Genomic DNA, 19,693 nt, shown 5'->3' on the forward strand with positions numbered 1-19,693 from the left:
CCGGCCCGGCCCGGCCCGGACCGAACCAGCCCGGACCGGCCCAAGCGCTGCATGACCGCGCCCGGCCGGCGCGGACCGCCTACGCCCCGGTGCTCGCGCGGCGGACCAGGCGCGTCGGCAGCGCGGCGGGCTCGGCGGCCGTGCCGTCGAGCGTCGCGAGGAGCCGGAGCGCCGCCGCGCGACCGAGGTCGGCGCCGGGCAGCGCCACGCTCGTCAGGGCCGGGGCGGTGACCGAGGACGACGGCAGGTCGTCGAAGCCGGCGACCGCCAGGGCCCCGGGGACGGCGATGCCGAGCGAGCCGGCGACGCGCAGCACCCCGTAGGCCAGGGTGTCCGCGGCCGCGACGACGGCGGTGACGTCGTCGTCCTGCCAGGCCTCGATGACGTGCTCCGTCGCCGCGGCCGCAGCGTCCACGGTGAGGTCGGCGCGGGCGGTGACCTCGGAGACGGTGATGCCGGCGTCGGCGCAGGCCTGCTCGAACAGGTCGCGGCGGACGCCGAACGTCGTCGCGCGCGAGGTGCCGTCGAGGTAGCCGACCCGGCGGTGGCCCAGGGCGTGCAGGTGCGCGACGAGGTCGTGCACGCCGGTGGAGAGGTCGTAGTTGACGGCCTCGACACCACCGGGGGCGTCGAGCAGCACGACGGGGACGCTCGCCGCCATCGACTCCCCGGCGGCGGGGGCGTCGACCAGGATCCCGGCGGGTCGCAGCCGTTCGAAGCGGCGGACGTCGGCGGCGACGGGCTGCGCGCCGGGCTCGGTGACGGAGAGCACGAGCTGGAACCGGTCGCCCAGTGTGTCGCGGACGCCGCGGATGACCTCGGCGAAGAACGGGTTCGACAGGTCGGGCGCGATGAGCACGACGAGGTCGCCGCTGCCCCGCGCCAGGGAGCTCGCGGCGTGGTCGACGACGTAGCCGAGTTCGTCGACGGCGTCGCGGACCCGCGTCGCGATGGGTGCCGAGACACGTCCGCGGTCCTTGCCGTTCACCACGAGCGACACGGTGGCGATGCTCGTGCCCGCGCGCTCGGCCACCATCGCCGCGGTCACGCGACGGGCCGGGGCGGCGGAGTGGGGCACGTGCCGATGCTACCGAGGCTGCCTCGACGACTTGACGTCAAACGCTTGACGTGCTTCCATGTCAAACGCTTGACGCGCTGCGGTGCGACGCGCTGTCGCCCCGCGGATCCCCACCGCGCCGAGCACTCACCCCCTCGATTCCCCGAAGAAGTGGAGCGCCCCGCGTGCCTTCGAAGATCATCCTCGACTGCGACCCCGGCCACGACGACGCCGTCGCGATGCTGCTCGCGCACGGCAACCCGGACGTCGAGCTGCTCGCCGTCACCACGGTCGTCGGCAACCAGACCCTCGAGAAGGTCACCCGCAACGCCCTGGCCGTCGCCCGCATCGCCGGCATCACCGGGGTGCCGTTCGCCGCCGGATCCCCGCGACCGCTGCTGCGCGAGGTCGAGGTCGCGCCGGAGATCCACGGCGAGAGCGGCCTCGACGGCCCGGTGCTGCCGGAGCCGGCGTTCGGCCTCGACGAGCGGCACGCCGTCGACCTCATCATCGACACGGTCATGGCCCACGAGCCCGGCACCGTCACCATCGTGCCGACGGCCGGCCTGACGAACATCGCCCTCGCCGTCCGCAAGGAACCCCGCATCGTCGAGCGCGTCAAGCAGGTCGTGCTCATGGGCGGCGGGGTGCACGTCGGCAACTGGAGCCCCGTCGCCGAGTTCAACATCGTCATCGACCCCGAGGCCGCCGCCATCGTGTTCGAGGCCGGCTGGGACGTCGTCATGGTCGGCCTCGACCTGACCCACCAGGCGCTCGCCACCCCCGAGGTCGCCGCCCGGATCGCCGCCGTCGGCACCGGTCCCGCCGCGTTCGTCGGGGAGCTGCTCGACTTCTTCGGCCAGACGTACAAGGACGCGCAGGGCTTCGACGCCCCGCCGGTGCACGACCCCTGCGCCGTCGCGTACGTCATCGACCCGACGATCGTCCGCGCGGTGAAGGTGCCGATCCGCATCGAGACCCAGGGCGCCCTGACGCTCGGCATGACCGTCGCCGACTTCCGCGCGCCCGCGCCCGAGGACTGCCGCACGAGCGCCGCGATGGAGCTCGACCACGGCCGGTTCTGGGACCTGGTCGTCGACGCCCTCGAGCGCATCGGCGAGACCCCCGACACCGGCTGGACGCCCCGCGCCGCCGCCACCACGACGGAGATCTGAGCACCATGACCACCTCATCGACGACGAAGTCGATCGGCGCCCTCACCGCCGCGCTCCTCGCCGCGTGCATCGCGTTCCAGCTGAACGCGAGCATGCTCAGTCCGGCGCTCGTCACGATGGCGCGCGAGCTGCGGACCGACGACGCCACCATCGGCCTCTCGCAGACGCTGTACTTCACGCTGGCGGCGCTGTTCTCGCTGTTCCTGCCGCGGCTGTCCGACATCGTCGGCCGCAAGCGGGTCCTGCTCGGGATGCTCGCCGTGATGTTCGTCGGCAGCGTCGTCGCGGCGCTCGCGGTGAACGTGCCGATGCTGTTCGCCGGCCGGATCATCCAGGGCGTCACCGGCCCGGTCGTCCCGATCTGCCTGCTCGTCCTGCGCAACGAGATCCACGACCCGAAGCGCTACGGCGCCGCCCTCGGTCTGCTCACCGCGGTGAACGGCGGGATCGCCGGGGTCGACGCCCTGGCCGGCGGCTGGATCGCCACGAACTTCGGCTTCCGCGGGATCTTCTGGGTGATCGCGCTCGTCACCGTGATCGCGCTGGCACTCGTCGCCGTCTGGGGGGTCGAGTCGAAGCCGTCCGCCGGCACCCGGATGGACTGGATCGGAGTCGTGCCCCTCGTGGTGAGCGTCGGCGCGCTGCTCACCGCCTTCAACGAGGCCGGCAAGCTCGGCGCCGCGAACCCGGTGCTCGTGGTCGGCGGCATCGTCGTCGCCCTCGCCGCCTTCGCGGTCTTCTGGGCGGTCGAGTCCCGGGTGCGGGAGCCCCTGGTCGAGACCCGCTTCCTGAAGCGTCGCGCCACGTGGGCGCTGCTGGCGACGACGTTCCTCACGATGACGGGCGTCTTCGCCGTGGTCAACGGCCTGGTCACGTCGCTCGCGCAGAACGGCGACGCCGGCTTCGGCATGGAACCCGATCTGGCATCGCTCGTGTTCCTCACCCCGTACGCGCTCGTCGGCTGGGTCGTCGGACCGTTCGCCGGACGCCTCGCGCCGACCATCGGCTACCGCGCCGTCCTGCGCGTCGGCCTGGTCGGCAGCATCGTGGCGACCGTCCTCATGGCGATCGTCGGCGTGCACTCGCTGCCGGTGCTCGTCGCCGCGACCGTGCTCATCGGCATCACCTACGCCGGCATCGCGAACATCATCCTCAACGGCCTCGGCATCGTGCTCTCCCCGGAGTCGAACCCCGGCTTCCTGCCCGGCCTGAACGCCGGTGCGTTCAACCTCGGCGCCGGGGTCAGCTTCGCCGTGTTGCCGGCACTGCAGATCGCACTCGGGGTCGGCGGGTCCGCGGGCACCGCCGGGTACTCGGGTGGGATGCTGCTCGGGGCCGCCATCACGACGGTCGCGCTGGCCGTCTCGTTCCTCATCCCTCGACCGGAGGGCGCCGAGACCACGTCCGCCGCCCCGCAGAAGGAGTCCGTCCGGTGACCGAGACCATCGTGATCGTCGGATCGCTCAACGCGGACCTGGTGGTCCGGACCGAGCGGTTCCCCCAGCCCGGCGAGACCCTGCACGGGTCCGACCTGGTGGTCCTGCCCGGCGGCAAGTCCGCCAACCAGGCGGTGGCTGCCGGGAGGCTCGGGGGCACGGTCCGCATGATCGGTGCGGTCGGCGACGACGGGAACGGTGCGCTGCTCCGCGACTCCGTCGCGGCCGCGGGTGCGGACACCACGCACGTCGCCGTCCGGGAGGGCGTGGCCACCGGCACCGCCGTCATCACGGTCGACGGCGCCGGCGAGAACACCATCGTCATCTCCGCCGGGGCGAACGGCACCCTGACGCCGGACGACGTGCCGTCCGACGCCTTCGGCGACGCCGCGGTCCTCGGGCTCTGCCTCGAGGTCTCGATCGACGTCGTCCTCGCTGCCGCCCGGGCCGCCCACGCGGCGGGGGTCACCGTGCTCACGAACCTGTCGCCGTTCGGGGCAGTCCCCGCCGAGCTGCTCGAGCTGACCGACGTCCTGCTCGTCAACGAGCACGAGGCCGTGGCGCTCGGCGACCACGGCGTCACCCGGTCGATCGTCACCCGCGGCGGCGCGGGCTGCGTCGTGCACGACGGCGGTGCCGAGCCGGTGTCGATCGACGCCGTCCGGGTCGAGCCGGTCGACACCACGGGCTGCGGCGACGCCTTCATGGGGTCGGTCGCGCTGCGGCTCGCGGCGGGGGACGCCCTCGTCGACGCGGCGCGGTTCGCGGTGGGGGTCGGGGCGTACGCCGCGACGAAGGCGGGCGCGCAGGCCTCGTACCCGACCACGGCGGAACTCGAGGCCTTCCTGCGGGCGTAGGGCGGGCCTCCCGGCCGTTGATCGCCTGCCCGGCCGCTAGCGTTGCGCTCATGCGCGTGGGAGTCCTCGACATCGGGTCCAACACCGGCCACCTGCTCGTGGTGGATGCCCACGGCGGCGCCGCGCCGCTGCCGGCGTCCTCGTTCAAGCAGCCGCTGCGGCTCGCCGAGCACCTGGACGCCGCTGGCGCGGTGACGCCCGAGGGGATCGACGCGCTGACGGCCTTCGTGGCCGACGCCGTCCGCGTCGCCGAGGAGCGCGGGTGCGAGGACATGCTCGCGTTCGCGACCTCGGCCGTCCGGGACGCCGTCAACTCCGAGGCGGTCCTCGCCCACGTCAGGTCGTCGACGGGCGTCGAACTCGCGGTACTGTCCGGCGGGGACGAAGCGCGCCTGACCTTCCTGGCCGTGCGGCGCTGGTTCGGCTGGTCCGCCGGGCGCCTGGCGGTCTTCGACATCGGCGGCGGCTCGCTGGAGATCGCCGGCGGAGCCGACGAGGCACCGGACGTTGCGTGGTCGATGCCCATCGGCGCCGCGCGGCTCGCACGCGCGTACTTCGCGGCGGGCACCCCGACCGAGGACGACGTCCGCCGGATCCGGCACGAGATCCGCGTCGAGATCGCCCGGGACGCCGGACGTCTGCTCCGCTCGGGCAGGCCGGACCGTGCCGTCGCCACCTCGAAGACCTTCCGGTCGATCGCCCGGATCTGCGGCGCCGCTCCGTCCGCGGCGGGCCCGCTCGTGCCGCGTGCGCTCGACGGCGCCGTGCTGCGGCAGCAGCTGCCGGAGCTGCTCATGATGTCGGTGGACGAGCTCGCGACCCTGCCCGGGGTCTCCGCCAGCCGCGCGCACCAGGTGGTGCCCGGTGCCCTCGTCGCCGAGGCGTGCCTGGACATCTTCGACCTGCCGGCGCTCGAGATCTGCCCGTGGGCGCTCCGCGAGGGCGTCATCCTCGAACGGCTCGACCAGCTCTCCGTCCTGGGAGGCTCCCAGGTCTGACCATTATGGTCAGAGAATGACCAGAACGGACACCACCTCGTCGACCGTGCACCGCGGGCTCGTCGTCCCCGCCGTGGCCTGGCTCGTCGCCGGGCTCGGCTGGCTCACCGGCGAAGCCGTCTCGGCATCGGCCTGGCCGGGCTACAGCTACGCGACGAACTACATCTCCGACCTCGGCGTCCCCGACGTCGGCTCGTTCCAGGGCCGCGCGATCGACTCGCCGCTGCACGGACTGATGAACGCCACCTTCGTCGGCCAGGGGGTGCTGTTCGGCGCCGCCACGGTGCTCGCCGCCGTGCTGCTCCGGGGTGCGACCCGCAGGGCCCGGGTGACGGCGGTCGTCCTCGGCGCGGTCCACCTGGTCGGGATGGTCCTGGTGGGGTCGTTCCACGGCAGCCAGGCGAGCACCGAGGACGGCACGATCGCGTTCCACGTGCTCGGCGCCGCGGCGGCGATCACGACCGGCAACGTCGTGGCGATCGTCGCCGCCGCGTCCGGCCGGCGCACCGGAGCCACCCGCGGGTACCGGGTGGCGAGCACCGTGCTCGGGGTCCTCGGCCTCGTCGCCCTCGTGATGCTCGTCGTCGACTCGTCGACCAGCACGGTCGACGTGTTCCCCGACGGGGTGTGGGAACGTGGCTCCGTGTACACGATCATCGCGTGGGAGGTGCTCACCGGCGCCGTCCTGCTCGTCGGGGCCGTCCGCCGCCGGTCGGCGGTGCGCGCGTGACCGCCGGGGCCCGTCGTGGGCGTCCGTCGAGCGAGGACGTCGACCGGGACGTGCTCGACGTCGTCGCCGGTCTGATCGCCCGCCGCGGCATCAAGGACACCGCGGTGCAGGCCGTCGCCGACCGCTCGGGGTACTCGAAGGCAGGGGTCCTCGCGCGGTTCACGAGCAAGGACCTGCTCGTCGAGGCGGCGCTCGCCCAGTGCGCGGCGCAGACCGAGGCGGTGCTGCGGGCGGTGCGCGACCTGCCGGTCGGGCCCGCACGGGACGCGGCGGCGCTCGCCGGCATCACCGACCTCGCGCTGGCCCGACCCGGCTGGGCGGAGCTCGCGCTCGCCGCGTTCACCCTGCACCGCGGCGACGACGTCGGGGCGCGACTCGTGCCGGTCGCCGCGACGCTGCTCGAGCTGTTCGGCACCGACCCCGGGGACCCCACGGCCACCCCCCTCGACCGTCGCGCCCGGGTGTCCGGCGCGTTCGGTGCGATCGTCATGCTCGCGCTGACGTACGAGGACGACGCCTCGGCCGCCGAGGCCCGCCCGCACGTGCTCCGCGTGGCCTGGGACGCGCTCGGCCACGACGGCGGCTTCCCGCACGCGGCCGGCGAGGTCGGCCGGGTCGGCTAGGCCCGCTCGGACCGCGGCGGCGCGAGCAGCCACGGGCGGATCAGCTTCGTCACGAACGGCAGCACCCAGAAGGTCATGATCGGCGTGAGCACGAGCGTCGTGACGAGCACCCGGGGCAGGATCGCGACGTGGGCGAACGCGGGAACGAGCCCGGCCATCAGGTACGTGAACGCCAGGTTCACCGGGAAGAAGCCGAGCCAGATGCTCACCGCCTGCTTCCACCGCGGGGGAGCGCTCGAGGCCGGGGCGTCCTGCGGGACGTCGAACCAGCCCTCGATGCCGGTGCGCCGCTCGACGCGGGACTCGACGACCAGGTCGCGGCCGAGGTCGAGCCAGCGGAGCCGGTCGTCGGAGTTCTCCCACGTGGCCAGGGAGTCGTGGTCGGCGAACCGGTAGAGCATGTGCCACTCGCGGCTCGTCGCGTGCGAGCGCACCCACCCCGAGCCGAGGAAGCCCGGATAGCGGTTCGCCAGGTTCACGCCGGACTGCACCCAGCGGGTGACGTCGGGGATGCGGTCGGGTTCGACCAGCCGGGTGATGGACACGGTGACGGGCGGGCCGCTGAGCGCTCGTGGCGTCGGTGCGGCCCCAGGCTCTTCTGGAGTCATGGGACCAGTGTCGCCGACCCGTGTTACCGGTTCGTGTCGACGGGGTCGCGGCTCGGTCGGTTCGGGGCACGAGCGAGGCGGACGGCGACCCGAGGTCGACCGAGCGCGGGCGGCACGAGACGCCGACCGAACGGTGGGACCGGAACCGGGCGGACATCCAGCAGGAACTCCGGATCGTGCAGACCGGCACCCAGATCCTGGCCGGGTTCCTCCTCACGCTGCTGTTCCAACAGCGGTTCACGACGCTCGACGTCGGGCAGCGGACGATCTACCTCGTGCTGGTCGTCCTGGCGGTCCTCGTCACCGTCACGGCGTTGTCGGCGGTCGCGACGCACCGGCTCGTGTTCCGGCAACGGCAGGAGCACGACCTGGTCCGGGTGGGCAACGTCATCCTGCTGGTGACGCTCATCGTGAGCGCCCTGCTCTTCGCCGGCACCGTGTTCTTCGTCTTCGACGTGGTCGTCGGGGACCTCGGCGGCGTGCTCGGCGGGGTCGCGGTCGCCGTCGGCGCGGCGGCGCTGTGGGTGTCGGTGCCGCTCGCCGTCCGGCGGACCAACCGCGACACCGACGACGACTAGCTGGCCTGCTTCTTCTCGGTCGTCGTCTTCTCGGCCGTCGTCTTCCCGGTGGTCTTCTTCGCCGGGGTCTTCTTCGCCGCCGCCGGCTTCTTCGCCGGGGTCTTCTTCGCCGGTGCCTTCTTCGCGGGGGCGTCCTCGGTGCTCGTCTTGTCGGCGCCCGTCTTCTTCGCCGGGGTCTTCCGGGCCGGGGCCCGCTTCGTCGAGCCGGACGTGCCCGAGTCGGAACCCGACGACGAACGCGAGGTGGACGACGAACGCGACCCCGAGCCTCCCGACCGCTTCTTGTCGACGGACGCGCGCAGGGCGGCCATCAGGTCGAGCACGTCACCGCCCTCGTCGTCGTCGTCCTCGTCGGCCTGGTCGCCGAAGGTCTTCTCGGTGTCGACGTCATCGCCGGCCTCGAGCTTGGCGTCGATGAGCTGCTGCAGTTCCTCTTGGTAGGAGTCGGTGTAGCGGTCGGGGTCGAAGTCCGTCGACATGCTCTCGACGAGCGACGACGACATCTTCAGCTCGTTCGCGCTCACCTTCACCGTCGTGTCGAGCGTTTTGAAGTCGGCCGCGCGGACCTCGTCGCCCCAGAGCAGCCCCTGCAACAGGATGACGTCGTCGTGCACGCGGAGCACACCGAGCCGGGTCTTCTGGCGCAGGGTGAACTGCACGATCGCCAGGCGGTCGGTCGTCGCCAACGTCTCGCGCAGCAGCACGTAGGCCTTCGGCGAGCGCGAGTCGGGCTCGAGGTAGTACGTCTTCTCGAACATCATCGGGTCGACCTGCTCGACGGGCACGAACTCGAGCACCTCGACCTCGTGCGACTGCTCCTCGGGGAGCTGCCCGAAGTCGTCCGCCGTGAGCACGACGGTCTTCTCGCCGTCGTCGTAGGCGCGCTGGATGTCGGCGTACTCGACCTCGTGGCCGAACTCGCACACCCGCTTGTACCGGATGCGGCCCTTGTCCTCGTCGTGGACCTGGTGCAGGGACACGTCGTGCGTCTCGGTGGCTGCGTACACCTTGATCGGCACGTTGACGAGCCCGAACGCGATGGAGCCCTTCCAGATCGACCTCATGCGCTCATGATGCCCGGGTCCCGGGCGGAGCGCCCGGAGTGGTCGGGTCGTCCACAGGTCCGCGACCCGGTGGAACCGTCCACAGGTCCGGCCTCGCTGGACCGCGGAGCGGCCGACGCGAGCACGATGGGCGCATGAGCCAGCTCGACAAGCAGGACCCACGAGACCAGTTCGCCCGCCCGCCGTTCCCCGCGCAGACGCAGCAGGGGTCCGGCCTGGCCGGAGCGATGGACCCGCCTCCCGACCACGGCGAGACGACGTACCTCGGCACCGGACGGATGCGCGGGTACCGCGTCCTCGTCACGGGCGCCGACTCGGGCATCGGCCGGGCCGCGGCGATCGCCATGGCGAAGGAGGGCGCCGACGTCGCCCTGAACGCCCTGCCGGAAGAGCGCGACGACCTCGAGCAGGTGCGGGACGTCATCGGCGACCTCGGGCGCAAGGCGGTGCTGCTGCCAGGCGACCTCACCGACGAGGCGTTCTGCGCGACGCTGGTGCGCGACGCCGTCAGCGAGCTCGGCGGGCTCGACTCGCTGGTGCTGGTCGCCGGTCACCAGCAGGTGCACGAGGACGTCACCGAGCAGTCGACCGAGGACTTCGACCGCACGATGAAGGTCAACGTGTACTCGCTGTTCTGGCTCGTCCGCGCCGCCGTGCCGCACCTGGCGCCCGGCAGCTCCATCGTCACGACGAGCTCGGTGTCCGCCTACCAGCCGCAGGACCGGATGATCGACTACGCGGCGACCAAGGCCGCCATCATCACGTACACGAACGGCCTCGCCCGGCAGCTCGCGCCGAAGGGCATCCGCGCGAACACGGTCGTGCCGGGGCCGGTGTGGACCCCGCTGCAGCCGATCAGCTACCCCGGCGACGAGATCGCCCACTACGGCGAGGGCACGCCGTTCGGCCGGCCGGCGCAGCCCGTCGAGCTCGGCGGCGCGTACGTCTACCTGGCCGGTCCGGAGTCGTCGTACACGTCCGGCACCACCCTCACCGTGGCAGGAGCGACCGGAGTGGCGTTGTGAGCCCGGCCGCCCGGAAGACCGTGGTGCTGGTGGGGGACCGTCGGCTCGCGCTGACGAACACCGACAAGGTGCTCTACCCCGAGACCGGCACGACGAAGGGTCGGGTGATCGAGTACTACGAGCGGGTCGCGCCGTGGATGATCCCGCACGTCAAGGACCGCCCGGTGACGCGCAAGCGCTGGGCGAACGGCGTCGGCGGCAAGGTCTTCTTCGAGAAGAACCTGCCGGACTCCGCGCCGGACTGGGTCCGCCACCACACGATCCACCACACCGAGCACGACAACGAGTACCCGATCGTCGACGACCTGCCGACCCTGGTGTGGATGGCCCAGCAGGCGGCGCTCGAGCTGCACGTGCCGCAGTGGCGGTTCGGTCCCCGCGGCGCGCAGCAGAACCCGGACCGGCTCGTGCTCGACCTCGACCCGGGCGAGGGGGTCGGGCTGCCCGAGTGCGTCGAGGTGGCGCTCGCCGCCCGCGAGATCCTGCACGGCATGGGACTCCACCCGTACCCGGTGACCTCGGGGTCGAAGGGCATCCACCTGTACGCCGCCCTCGACGGTCGCTCCACGACGGCACACGTCTCGGACGTGGCGCACGAGCTGGCGAAGGCCCTCGAGACGGACCTGCCCGACCTGGTGCTGTCGTCGATGAGCCGCGCCGAGCGTACCGGCAAGGTCTTCGTCGACTGGTCGCAGAACAACGGCAACAAGACGACGATCGCCCCGTACTCGCTGCGCGGCCGTGACCGGCCGACGGTCGCTGCACCCCGCACCTGGGCGGAGCTCGAGGAGAAGGGGCTCGCGCAGCTCACGCTGGACGAGGTCCTCGAACGCCTGGAGGCCCGTGGGGACTTCCTGCACCCGGTCGCCTCCGCCTCGTTGGCCGTCGGGCGCGACGACCACGGTCACTGGGACAGCGACCGGACCGAGCGCGCGAACGACGCCGAGCAGCCGGCGCGCGACCGGCTCGCCGCCTACCGGGCGAAGCGTGACGCGTCGAAGACCCCGGAACCGGTGCCGGCGGGCGCGCCGACGGTGCGGAAGGACGGCACCCCGACGTTCGTCATCCAGGAGCACCACGCCACGCGTGACCACTACGACTTCCGGCTCGAGCACGACGGCGTGCTCGTCAGCTGGGCCCTGCCGAAGGGTGAACCGACGGACCCGGGCAAGAACCACCTGGCGGTGCAGACCGAGGACCACCCGCTCGAGTACGGCTCGTTCGAGGGCACGATCCCGCACGACGAGTACGGCGGCGGCACGGTGACCCTCTGGGACGACGGCACGTACGAGCTCGAGAAGTGGCGCGAGGGACAAGAGGTCATCGTCACGCTGCACGGCCGCGCCGGCGGGGTGCGGCGGCTCGCGCTCCTGCACACCCGTGGCCGGGGCGGGGGCGACGAGAAGAACTGGCTCATCCACCGCACGAAGGAACAGCCGGACCGGGCGGCGGACGGCGGCGGCGCACCGGCGGACCGGCAGGGCGACGCGTCTCGCGACGGAGCGGTTGCCGGACACCGCGACGGACGGCGGCGGATCACGGGGGCTGCCGCTGCCGACACCCCGCCGTCCGACCGTCGGACGATGCAGGCGACGGCGGCCTCGGGCACGCCGCGGCTCGACCCGGCGGACTGGGCCTTCGAGATGAAGTGGGACGGCGTGCGGGCGCTCGCGACCGTGCGCGACGGGTCGGTGACCCTCCGCAGCCGCAACGACAACGACCTGACCGCGCAGTACCCGGAGCTGCAGGAGCTGGCCGAGCGTGCCGGGGTCGACGGGGTGTTCGACGGCGAGGTGGTGGCCGTCGACGAGCGCGGGCGACCGTCGTTCCAGCTGCTGCAGAACCGGATGGGTCTGACGAAGGCGCGCGAGGTCCGCGCCGCGCAGGAGACGACACCCGTGCGGTTCCTGCTCTTCGACGTGCTCGAGGCCGACGGGCACGAGCTCACGCGACTCGGGTACGACGCCCGCCGGCAGGCGCTCACCACCGTCGTCGAACCGGGTGGGGCGATCGACGTGCCGCCCGCGGTGTCGGGCGACCTCGACGCGGTGATGGCCGCGTCACGAGAGCAGGGGCTCGAGGGCGTCGTCGCGAAGAAGCGGTCGTCGCGGTACGCCGAGGGCCGCCGGTCCGAGGCCTGGCTGAAGCTCAAGCACCACGCCGCGCAAGAGGTGGTGGTCGGCGGCTGGCGCCCCGGGAACGGGCGACGGGCCGGCGGCGTCGGCTCCCTGCTGCTCGGCGTGCCCGGGCCCGGCGGCCTGCAGTACGTCGGCCGGGTCGGCACCGGGTTCCGCGACCGCGACCTCGACGAGATCGCCGCGGTGCTGCGACCGCTCGCCCGCACGACGTCGCCGTTCGTCGACGTGCCGGGCGTCGATGCGCGCGACGCGCAGTGGGTGACGCCGAAGCTCGTCGGCGAGGTCGAGTTCGCCGAGTGGACCGGTGAAGGCCGTCTCCGGCAGGCCTCCTGGCGCGGCTGGCGCCCCGACAAGGACCCGGAGGACGTCACGCGCGAACCCTGAGCCCGCGCACGGATGCGTTCGCATGGGGTCCGCCGTCGGCGAACTTCCGTCCCCCGTCCGGGCCCTCGGCGGGGGACGATCACGGTGCACGCCTGCTGCGCAGACGCCCGGCGCTGTTACGGTCGCCGGGACGAAGGGGCACCGTGATGAGTTCGAGCAAGTACCTGCCGCCGTACGACGCCGAGGAACGCGTGGCGATCGGGACGGACGCCGAGCCGACGGTCGAGGCGTCCGGGGAGCGCACGGACCCGATCCCGACCCCGGTCCCGGAGGTCACGTACGCCGACTTCCTCGTGGACGAGGACGACTGACGAAGCCGTGCCGGCACGCAGGGTCAGCGGAGCACGGTGGGGCAAGGAAGAACGGCCCGTGCGTCGGATCAGGGAACGCACGGGCCGCTGGAGCGCCGTGGCCGACCGTTCAGGGGCGGCCGACCACGGCGCGCTCGCACCAGGCACGCTGACGCGCACCTGGTAGGCACAAAACTAAAGACGTGACGACGACCCGATTCGTCACGCTGACGACCGAGATCCGTGATGAGGAGCCGCCCGTGGCGAGCGACGAGTCCCTGTCCGCGTTGACCGACGCCTCGCTCGTCGAACGCAGCGCCGACGGTGACACCGCGGCCTTCGGGGTGCTCATCCGGCGCTACGGCCCGCTCATGCGCGCGTACGCCGCACGCATCCTCGGACACGGGGACGGCGAGGCGGACGACGCCGTGCAGGAGGCCGCGTTGCAGGCCTGGCAGCGGATCGACCGGGTCGAGGACCCGGACCGCGTGCGGACCTGGCTGTTCCGGATCACGGCGAACAAGGCACTCGACCGGTTGCGTCGACGGCACCCGCACGCAGACCTGGAGGCCGTGGTCGACTCCGCGTCGGAACAGGCCGTCGACGAGGTGGTCGCCACGCGGCTCCAGGTGCAGGAACTCGCGCGTATCGTTCAGGCTCTCCCGGACGCGCAGCGCGCGGTCTGGGTGATGCGGGAGATCGGTGGCGCTCCCTACTCCGAGATCGCCGAGGCAACGGGGCTGTCGGCGACGAGCGTGCGGGGGCTGCTGGCGCGGGCCCGCCGCCGGGTGATGGAGCAGATGGAGGTGTGGCGATGACCGACGACACCGACGACCGTCACGGGGCCTTCACCCTCGACGAGCTCTCCGAGTACCTCGACGCCCACCGTGACCCGTTCCGCCCCGACATCGAGGGCGACCCCGACGCGGTCAGCGCCCTGGAACGGCTCGAGGCGCTCCGCTCGGCGTCCAGGGAGCTGCTCGACCCGGGCACCGACGGTGACGAGGACGAGCCGTGGATCACCTCGGTCCTCGCGGCGATCCGGACGACGGCGCACGCCGGCCGGGACATCCCGGTGCCCGACGACGACCCGGCATCGGACCTCGTGGTGACCGAGGGCGCGCTGCGCGGGCTCGTCCGGAGTCTCGGCGACGCGTTCCCCGGCGTGCTGGTCCGTCGGACCCGGTTCACCGGCGACCTGACCGTGCCCGGGGGACCGGTCGACGTCGAGGTCACCGTCGTGACGACCCTCGACGCCTCCGTCCCCGAGCGGGCCGACGCGCTCCGCTCCGCGATCGCCGAGGCGCTGCGGACGCACGCGCCCTTCACCGTCCAGACCCTGGTGGTCCGCGTCGCCGACGTCATGACCGGGGGCACCCCGTGAACGCCGACCTGCGGGCGGCGTCCCGCACGCTCACCGCAGTGGTCCTCGCCGTGCCCGGGGTGCGGTCGGTCGTGCCGCCCGGCCCGGCGCTCGCGACGCTCGTCCGCGACGTCCGGACGGCGCTCGACACACCCCGTGACGGCGCCGCGGTGCTCGTCCGACAGGGCGACGACGGCTCCGTCGTGCGTGTCGTCGTGACCGTCGACCGTGGTCTCCCGACGACCGCGGTGCTGCGGGAGGTCCGGGACGCGGTCCGGACGACCGTGGTGGACGTCCTCGGCGGACCACCGGCGCACCTGACCGTCCGGGCCGTCGAGATCGACTGAACGCCGGAACGCCGGGCCCCTGCGGGGACCCGGCGCTCCGGTGATCCGTCGGTGTCAGGCGGCGGGAGCCGGCCCGTCGGCGGGTCCGGCGTGGTCGGCCACGGGCGCACCCTCGTCGACGAGGGTGTCCTCCTCCGGCTCGACCACGTCGGCCGCCGCGGCCTTCGCATCGTCGATGGACTCCTGCGCGCGGCGGAGCATGGCGTCGTCTGCTGGCTGGTCGCTCATGCGCCGGAGACTACGCGGGCGTGCCTGTGTCGGCGTCCCGGCGGCGACCGTCGAGCGGTCCGCCGAGTCGGCGCGCGTCGTCACGGTGCGGCGGCTCGAAGTCGACCGCCGAGGTGGGGGCCGGGCTGGACGGCATCGGCGGGGCGGCCGGCGTGCCGAAGGCGTCCGCGGCGTCGAGCACCGCACGGGTCGCCGCCGCGGCGGTCCGCAGGGCGTCGGCGATCGGCATCGCCCGGTGTGCCGGCGTGCGCACCTCGACGCCCCACGGCTCGTCGAAGCCGAGGTCGCGGACGGTGCGGACGAAGCCGGGCAGGTCCCACGCGCCGGCCCCCGGCAGGTACCGGGCCTGCTGGGACTCCTGCGCCAGGGTCATGCCGGACGGGGTGTGCAGCAGTCCGTCGCTCAGCTCGACCGCGGCCAGGGTCGCGGGCGCCACGCCCTGCCGGATCGAGGCGAGGGTCGACCCGCCACGCAGGGCGTGCATCGCGTCGAGCAGGAGCCCGCCGTTCGGGTGCCCGGCGCCGGCCACGAACCGCGAGGCGCGTTCGACCGTCGGCAGGTTCGACCACGGTTCCGGTTCGAGCACGAGCTGCGCGCCGACCGTCTCGGCCTGCCCGGCGAGGGCGACCCAGTCCTCGGCCATGGCGACCGGTGACGCTCCGGGCAGCGAGGTGTCGGCACGGACGACGACCTGCCACGCACGGAGCGAGGCCGCGGCCTCGAGCACCACGCCGCGGTCGGCGACGTCGTCGGCGGTCCGGCTCGCGCAGGTCCACCACCGGTCCAGCGGACCGAGTTGCACCCAGACGATGCCCGCGCCGTCGAGCATGCGTCGCAGCTCGGCGAAGCCGGTCGTCGCGCGGACCTCGTGCAGGTCGTCGAGCGACAGCGACAGCCCGGCGAACCCGGCCGCACCGACCGCGTGCACGCGGTCCCGGATGCTCTCGTCGCCCGCCCACGTCCACGACGTCGCCAGCAGATCGTGTTCCAGCACGGCGTACCTCCGTAGTCCCGGAACAGTGGCCGCCGCGTCGTTGCGGTGCGCTGCCCCGTGTCCGTCGACGTCCCGATCCCCACCCGACGTCGAGACCATGAGTACGCCTCGTGGCTGCGAACGCTCCCAGCGCGTCGTCACACGCCGGACACGTGCGTCAGACGATCCGGGTGTGGACCGCTCCGACCCCGGCGATCGTGCCGTCCAGCACCTGACCGCGGCGGAGCACCCCGACCCCCTCGGGCGTGCCGGTCATGACGAGGTCACCCGGAGCGAGCGCGACCGACCGCGAGAGGGCCGCGATCGTCTCCCCGACGGACCAGATCTGGTCGGCGAGGTCGCCCGCCTGCCGCAGGGCGCCGTCGACGCGCAGCTCGACGGCACCGGCCGAGGGGTCGACGCCCGCGGCCGGGGTGATCGCACCGATCGGCGCCGACGCGTCGAAGCCCTTCGCCGCGTCCCACGGGCGGCCGAGCCGCTTCGCCTCGGCCTGCAGGTCGCGACGGGTCAGGTCGAGACCGACGGCGTAGCCCCAGACGTGGTCGAGCGCGTGCGCTTCCGTGATGTCGGCCCCGCCGACGCCGATCGCCACGACGAGCTCGACCTCGTGCTCGAGCCGCTCGGTCGCCGGCGGGTACGGGGTGTCCGCGCCGTCGACGACGACCGCGTCGGCCGGCTTCGAGAAGAAGAACGGCGGCTCGCGGTCCGGGTCGTGGCCCATCTCACGCGCGTGCGCGGCGTAGTTCCGTCCGACGCAGAAGACGCGGCGCACGGGGAACCGCCCGCCGGTGGTCGTCGGGACGGTCGGGAGGCCAGGGGCCGGGATCACGAGGTCGGTCACGATCCCAGCGTGGCAGTCCGCGGCGTCGCTGTCAGCCCTCGCCGAAGGACGCCTCGTGCCGCAGACGCCGTGCGCGGGCGCGCTCCTGTCGTCCGCGCCACTCGATGCGCGCCTGCCGGAGTTGCTCCTCGGCGCCCTTCGCCCGCATGAGCTGCCCGTGGTGCGACGAACCCATCCCGTCGTCGTGCACCCACGATGACGGGACAGGGCCGGCCCCGCGGCGGCGGTGACCGGTCCTGTGGAGCGTGGGGCGGGCCTCCCGACCGTCGAGGACCGGCCCCGTGGCGGAGGCGAGCCGTCAGTTGCCGGGCGCCGCCGACTCGGTCTCGCCCTCGCCCGGGTCGCCGCCGGTCCCGCCGGACGCAGGCTCGTCCTGCGGCCAGCCGGAGAACTCCCACCCGTCGACCGAGGGGTGGTCCTCGCCCTTCGTGTAGGCGTGGGTCCGGGCCGCCTCGCGGGCGTCCGTCAGCGTCGCGAGCAGGTCGGCGTGCGCGTCGGCGTCGACCCGCGTCAGCGCGTCGTGCGCGAGCGCGAACCGGTCCATCTCGTTGCGCATGAGCATGTCGAACGGCGACGTGGTCGTGCCGCGCTCGAGGAACCCGTGCACGTGCAGGTCGTCGTGCCCGTTCCGCCGGTACGTCAGCTGGTGCACGAGCGACGGGTACCCGTGGAACGCGAAGACCGCGGGCGTCCCCGGCAGGAAGAGCTTGTCGTACCGGTCGTCCGGGATCGGGTGCTCGTGCTTGCGCGGGTCGCCGAGGGCGAGCAGGTCGACGACGTTGACCACGCGGACGCCGACACCGGGGGCGTGGCGCCGGATGATGTCCACGGCCGCGATCGCCTCCACCGTCGGGACGTCGCCGGCGCAGGCCATCACGACGTCGACCCGGCCGACCGTCTGCTCGGTCCCGGCCCAGTCCCAGACCCCGAGGCCGGCGGCGGCGTGCGCGACCGCGTCGTCGAGGGACAGGAACACGGGTTCCGGGTGCTTGCCGGCCACGATCACCTCGATCCGGTCCGTCGTCTCCATCGCGTGCGCGGCGACGGCGAGCAGCGTGTTCGCGTCGGCCGGCAGCTTGATGCGGACGAGGTCCTGCTGCTTCGACGCGACGACGTCGAGGAAGCCCGGGTCCTGGTGGGAGAAGCCGTTGTGGTCCTGCCGCCACACGTGCGACGACAGCAGGATCGACAGGTTCGAGACGGGGGCGCGCCAGTCGATGTCCGTCGCGGACTCGAGCCACTTCGCGTACTGGCCGACCATCGAGTCGATGATGTGGGCGAAGGCCTCGTACGTGTTGAGGATGCCGTGGCGGCCGGACAGCACGTAGCCCTCGAGCATCCCCTCGAGCAGGTGCTCGGACAGGACCTCGGTGACGCGGCCGCGGGCGGACAGGTGCTCGTCGTCCGGGGACCGTTGCGCCCGCCACACGCGCGAGGTGACGTCGAACACGGCGTCGAGCTTGTTCGAGATCGTCTCGTCCGGGCCGAACAGGCGGAAGGACGACGCGTTGCGGCTGATGAGCTCCGCGACCCACGGACCGAGGGTGCCGGTGGCCGAGGCCGTCGACCCCGCCTCGACACCGTACGGCTCGAGCGACGGACGGTCGAGCGCGGTGCGGATGCGGCCGCCGTTCGCGTGCGGGGTCGCGCTCATCCGGGTCTCCCCGGTCGGCCGGATCGACGTGAGGATGCCCGTGGGGTGGCCGGCGTCGTCGAGCAGCTCGTCGGCACGGTAGGACCGCATCCACTCCTCGAGCTGGGCGCGGTGGGCATCGTCCTCGCGCACCGCGGGCAGCGGCACCTGGTGCGCGCGGAAGGTGCCCTCGACGCGCTCGCCGTCGACCTCCTTCGGGCCGGTCCAGCCCTTCGGGGTGCGCAGCACGATCATCGGCCAGCGCGGGCGGAGGTCCGCGGCACCGGCGGGCTGCCCGGCGGCGGCGCGCTCGGCCTGGGCGCGGGCGGCGGCCTGGATGTCGTCGATGCTCGCCAGGGCCCGACGCAGCGCGCCCTCGAACAGGGCGTGCACGGCGAACGGGTCGTCGTCGACGCGGCGGGAGTCGACGACGAGCGGCTCGTAGCCGAGCCCGCGGAAGTACGCGGTGAGGTCGGCCTCCGGGATGCGTGCGAGCACGGTCGGGTTCGCGATCTTCCACCCGTTCAGGTTGAGGATCGGCAGCACCGCACCGTCGGACACCGGGTCGAGGAAGGTGTGCGCCTGCCACGAGGCGGCGAGCGGACCGGTCTCGGCCTCGCCGTCACCGACGACGCACGCGACGACCAGGTCCGGGTTGTCCAGTGCCGCGCCGTACGCGTGCGCGAGGGAGTAGCCGAGCTCGCCGCCCTCGTTGATCGAACCGGGCGTCTCGGGCGCGGCGTGCGACGGGATGCCGCCGGGGAACGAGAACTGCCGGAAGAAGCGCTGCAGGTCGTGGTCCGGGTACAGCTCGCCCCACGTGCCGTCGAGCCAGGCGTTCGCGTTCATCGCCGGGCCGCCGTGCCCAGGGCCGCACACGTAGAGGAACTGCCGACCGGTGTCCGCGATCACCGCGTTGCAGTGCGCGTACACGAGGTTCAGGGCGGGGGAGGTGCCCCAGTGCCCGAGCAGTCGCGGCTTGACGTCGGAGGGCTCGATCGGCCGCTCCAGCATCGGGTTGTCCAGCAGGTAGATCTGCCCGACCGTGAGGTAGTTCGCGGCTCGCCACCAGGCGTCGATCGCCCGGAGTCGGTCGGTGGAGTGGATGTGTGCTGCGGCCATGCCCCCACGGTACGAACCCGGTGGTCGGAGAAGCCCAGGAAAAGTCGTTCCAATCCGTTCCGCGCGGGGTACCGAATCACTTGCACAGGGCAAAAGCCCAGGGCGCTCTCCGGTCGTGAACGGCCGGTGTTCAGCGTACGCACAGAAGCATTCGTTCGGCCCCCGGCCGGAGTGTCCCTCAGAGCAAAGGATCCACATCATG

21 protein-coding genes are annotated in these 19,693 nt (G+C 73.1%); 13 read left to right on the plus strand and 8 right to left on the minus strand.

The features are described from left to right. Positions 1-79 precede the first annotated feature (79 nt). Positions 80-1,078 carry a LacI family DNA-binding transcriptional regulator gene (locus tag BIU97_RS03860; RefSeq protein WP_254782881.1) on the minus strand — a complete coding sequence of 333 codons (999 nt, stop codon included), beginning with the start codon at positions 1,076-1,078 and terminating at the stop codon, positions 80-82. Positions 1,079-1,242: 164 nt separating this feature from the next. Here BIU97_RS03860 and uriH point away from each other — a divergent pair, with 164 nt between their 5' ends. Genes uriH through BIU97_RS03890 form a run of 6 tightly spaced genes read left to right on the plus strand, consistent with a single transcriptional unit; the run spans position 1,243 to position 6,876 of the window. After that, a complete protein-coding gene (gene uriH, locus BIU97_RS03865; RefSeq protein WP_139195885.1) occupies positions 1,243-2,232 on the plus strand; it encodes a uridine-preferring nucleoside hydrolase UriH in 990 nt (329 codons plus the stop codon). 5 nt (positions 2,233-2,237) lie between these two features. Further along, complete coding sequence (gene uriT / locus BIU97_RS03870) at positions 2,238-3,668, plus strand: uridine transporter UriT (protein WP_071254165.1); 1,431 nt, start codon at positions 2,238-2,240, stop codon at positions 3,666-3,668. Continuing rightward, positions 3,665-4,525, plus strand: a complete 861-nt coding sequence (locus BIU97_RS03875; protein WP_071254163.1) for a ribokinase — start codon at positions 3,665-3,667, stop codon at positions 4,523-4,525. Before uriT ends, BIU97_RS03875 begins: the two co-directional genes overlap by 4 nt. Positions 4,526-4,575: 50 nt before the next feature. Further along, the gene (locus BIU97_RS03880; protein WP_071254161.1) at positions 4,576-5,523 is read left to right on the plus strand and encodes a Ppx/GppA phosphatase family protein; all 948 of its coding nucleotides are present in this window, start codon (positions 4,576-4,578) and stop codon (positions 5,521-5,523) included. A 16-nt stretch (positions 5,524-5,539) separates the two neighbouring features. Continuing rightward, positions 5,540-6,253 carry a DUF998 domain-containing protein gene (locus tag BIU97_RS03885; RefSeq protein WP_071254159.1) on the plus strand — a complete coding sequence of 238 codons (714 nt, stop codon included), beginning with the start codon at positions 5,540-5,542 and terminating at the stop codon, positions 6,251-6,253. Then, a complete protein-coding gene (locus tag BIU97_RS03890) occupies positions 6,250-6,876 on the plus strand; it encodes a TetR/AcrR family transcriptional regulator (RefSeq protein ID WP_071254157.1) in 627 nt (208 codons plus the stop codon). Before BIU97_RS03885 ends, BIU97_RS03890 begins: the two co-directional genes overlap by 4 nt. On the opposite strand, the gene BIU97_RS03895 is transcribed toward BIU97_RS03890, so the two are convergent. Beyond that, positions 6,873-7,484, minus strand: a complete 612-nt coding sequence (locus BIU97_RS03895) for an antibiotic biosynthesis monooxygenase (RefSeq protein ID WP_071297116.1) — start codon at positions 7,482-7,484, stop codon at positions 6,873-6,875. The two genes, BIU97_RS03890 and BIU97_RS03895, sit on opposite strands and share 4 nt — an antisense overlap. A 20-nt stretch (positions 7,485-7,504) precedes the next feature. Between BIU97_RS03895 and BIU97_RS03900 the strand changes: the two genes are divergently transcribed. After that, complete coding sequence (locus BIU97_RS03900; RefSeq protein WP_071297117.1) at positions 7,505-8,062, plus strand: DUF6328 family protein; 558 nt, start codon at positions 7,505-7,507, stop codon at positions 8,060-8,062. Here BIU97_RS03900 and ku read toward each other — a convergent pair. Further along, positions 8,059-9,126, minus strand: a complete 1,068-nt coding sequence (gene ku, locus BIU97_RS03905; RefSeq protein ID WP_071297118.1) for a non-homologous end joining protein Ku — start codon at positions 9,124-9,126, stop codon at positions 8,059-8,061. The genes BIU97_RS03900 and ku overlap by 4 nt on opposite strands. 134 nt (positions 9,127-9,260) lie before the next feature. Here ku and BIU97_RS03910 point away from each other — a divergent pair, with 134 nt between their 5' ends. The 6 genes from BIU97_RS03910 to BIU97_RS03930 all read left to right on the plus strand — a co-directional run bounded on the left by BIU97_RS03910 (position 9,261) and on the right by BIU97_RS03930 (position 14,673). After that, positions 9,261-10,151: an SDR family oxidoreductase gene (locus BIU97_RS03910; protein ID WP_071254144.1), complete on the plus strand. Its 891-nt coding sequence runs from the start codon at positions 9,261-9,263 to the stop codon at positions 10,149-10,151. Further along, positions 10,148-12,673 (plus strand): ATP-dependent DNA ligase, encoded by a 2,526-nt coding sequence (locus tag BIU97_RS03915; RefSeq protein ID WP_071297119.1) that lies wholly within the window; start codon positions 10,148-10,150, stop codon positions 12,671-12,673. The genes BIU97_RS03910 and BIU97_RS03915 overlap by 4 nt, the downstream gene beginning before the upstream one ends. Positions 12,674-12,819: 146 nt before the next feature. Beyond that, positions 12,820-12,984, plus strand: a complete 165-nt coding sequence (locus tag BIU97_RS17930) for a hypothetical protein (protein ID WP_175472089.1) — start codon at positions 12,820-12,822, stop codon at positions 12,982-12,984. 182 nt (positions 12,985-13,166) lie between these two features. After that, on the plus strand, positions 13,167-13,781 hold the full coding sequence (locus tag BIU97_RS03920; protein ID WP_254782883.1) for an RNA polymerase sigma factor: 615 nt from the start codon (positions 13,167-13,169) through the stop codon (positions 13,779-13,781). Then, positions 13,778-14,347, plus strand: coding sequence for a hypothetical protein (locus BIU97_RS03925; RefSeq protein WP_139195886.1), 570 nt, complete (start codon positions 13,778-13,780; stop codon positions 14,345-14,347). Before BIU97_RS03920 ends, BIU97_RS03925 begins: the two co-directional genes overlap by 4 nt. After that, positions 14,344-14,673 carry a hypothetical protein gene (locus BIU97_RS03930; RefSeq protein ID WP_071254136.1) on the plus strand — a complete coding sequence of 110 codons (330 nt, stop codon included), beginning with the start codon at positions 14,344-14,346 and terminating at the stop codon, positions 14,671-14,673. The genes BIU97_RS03925 and BIU97_RS03930 overlap by 4 nt, the downstream gene beginning before the upstream one ends. A gap of 54 nt (positions 14,674-14,727) precedes the next feature. On the opposite strand, the gene BIU97_RS17935 is transcribed toward BIU97_RS03930, so the two are convergent. The 5 genes from BIU97_RS17935 to BIU97_RS03945 form a co-directional block, all read right to left on the minus strand. After that, positions 14,728-14,901, minus strand: coding sequence for a hypothetical protein (locus BIU97_RS17935; protein ID WP_175472090.1), 174 nt, complete (start codon positions 14,899-14,901; stop codon positions 14,728-14,730). A 10-nt stretch (positions 14,902-14,911) separates the two neighbouring features. After that, entirely contained in the window at positions 14,912-15,895 is a 984-nt protein-coding gene (locus tag BIU97_RS03935; protein ID WP_071254135.1) for a sugar phosphate isomerase/epimerase family protein, read from the minus strand. Between the two features lie 157 nt (positions 15,896-16,052). Next, a complete protein-coding gene (locus BIU97_RS03940; protein ID WP_071254133.1) occupies positions 16,053-16,736 on the minus strand; it encodes a fumarylacetoacetate hydrolase family protein in 684 nt (227 codons plus the stop codon). A 31-nt stretch (positions 16,737-16,767) separates the two neighbouring features. After that, positions 16,768-16,911, minus strand: a complete 144-nt coding sequence (locus BIU97_RS17940) for a hypothetical protein (protein WP_175472091.1) — start codon at positions 16,909-16,911, stop codon at positions 16,768-16,770. A 123-nt stretch (positions 16,912-17,034) separates the two neighbouring features. Next, positions 17,035-19,491, minus strand: coding sequence for a phosphoketolase family protein (locus BIU97_RS03945; RefSeq protein ID WP_071254132.1), 2,457 nt, complete (start codon positions 19,489-19,491; stop codon positions 17,035-17,037). Between the last annotated feature and the right edge of the window lie 202 nt (positions 19,492-19,693).

The sequence above is a fragment of the Curtobacterium sp. MCBA15_009 genome, from assembly GCF_001864895.1.
Taxonomy (GTDB): Bacteria; Actinomycetota; Actinomycetes; order Actinomycetales; family Microbacteriaceae; genus Curtobacterium.

Bases quoted from the DNA above. Each gene is read 5' to 3' on its own strand.
- BIU97_RS03925 (WP_139195886.1), top strand. From the start codon at position 13,778: ATGACCGACGACACCGACGACCGTCACGGGGCCTTCACCCTCGACGAG.
- BIU97_RS17940 (WP_175472091.1), bottom strand. From the start codon at position 16,911: ATGGGTTCGTCGCACCACGGGCAGCTCATGCGGGCGAAGGGCGCCGAG.
- BIU97_RS03885 (WP_071254159.1), top strand. From the start codon at position 5,540: ATGACCAGAACGGACACCACCTCGTCGACCGTGCACCGCGGGCTCGTC.
- BIU97_RS03880 (WP_071254161.1), top strand. From the start codon at position 4,576: ATGCGCGTGGGAGTCCTCGACATCGGGTCCAACACCGGCCACCTGCTC.
- BIU97_RS03910 (WP_071254144.1), top strand. From the start codon at position 9,261: ATGAGCCAGCTCGACAAGCAGGACCCACGAGACCAGTTCGCCCGCCCG.
- uriT (WP_071254165.1), top strand. From the start codon at position 2,238: ATGACCACCTCATCGACGACGAAGTCGATCGGCGCCCTCACCGCCGCG.
- ku (WP_071297118.1), bottom strand. From the start codon at position 9,126: ATGAGGTCGATCTGGAAGGGCTCCATCGCGTTCGGGCTCGTCAACGTG.
- BIU97_RS17935 (WP_175472090.1), bottom strand. From the start codon at position 14,901: ATGAGCGACCAGCCAGCAGACGACGCCATGCTCCGCCGCGCGCAGGAG.
- BIU97_RS17930 (WP_175472089.1), top strand. From the start codon at position 12,820: ATGAGTTCGAGCAAGTACCTGCCGCCGTACGACGCCGAGGAACGCGTG.
- BIU97_RS03945 (WP_071254132.1), bottom strand. From the start codon at position 19,491: ATGGCCGCAGCACACATCCACTCCACCGACCGACTCCGGGCGATCGAC.
- BIU97_RS03895 (WP_071297116.1), bottom strand. From the start codon at position 7,484: ATGACTCCAGAAGAGCCTGGGGCCGCACCGACGCCACGAGCGCTCAGC.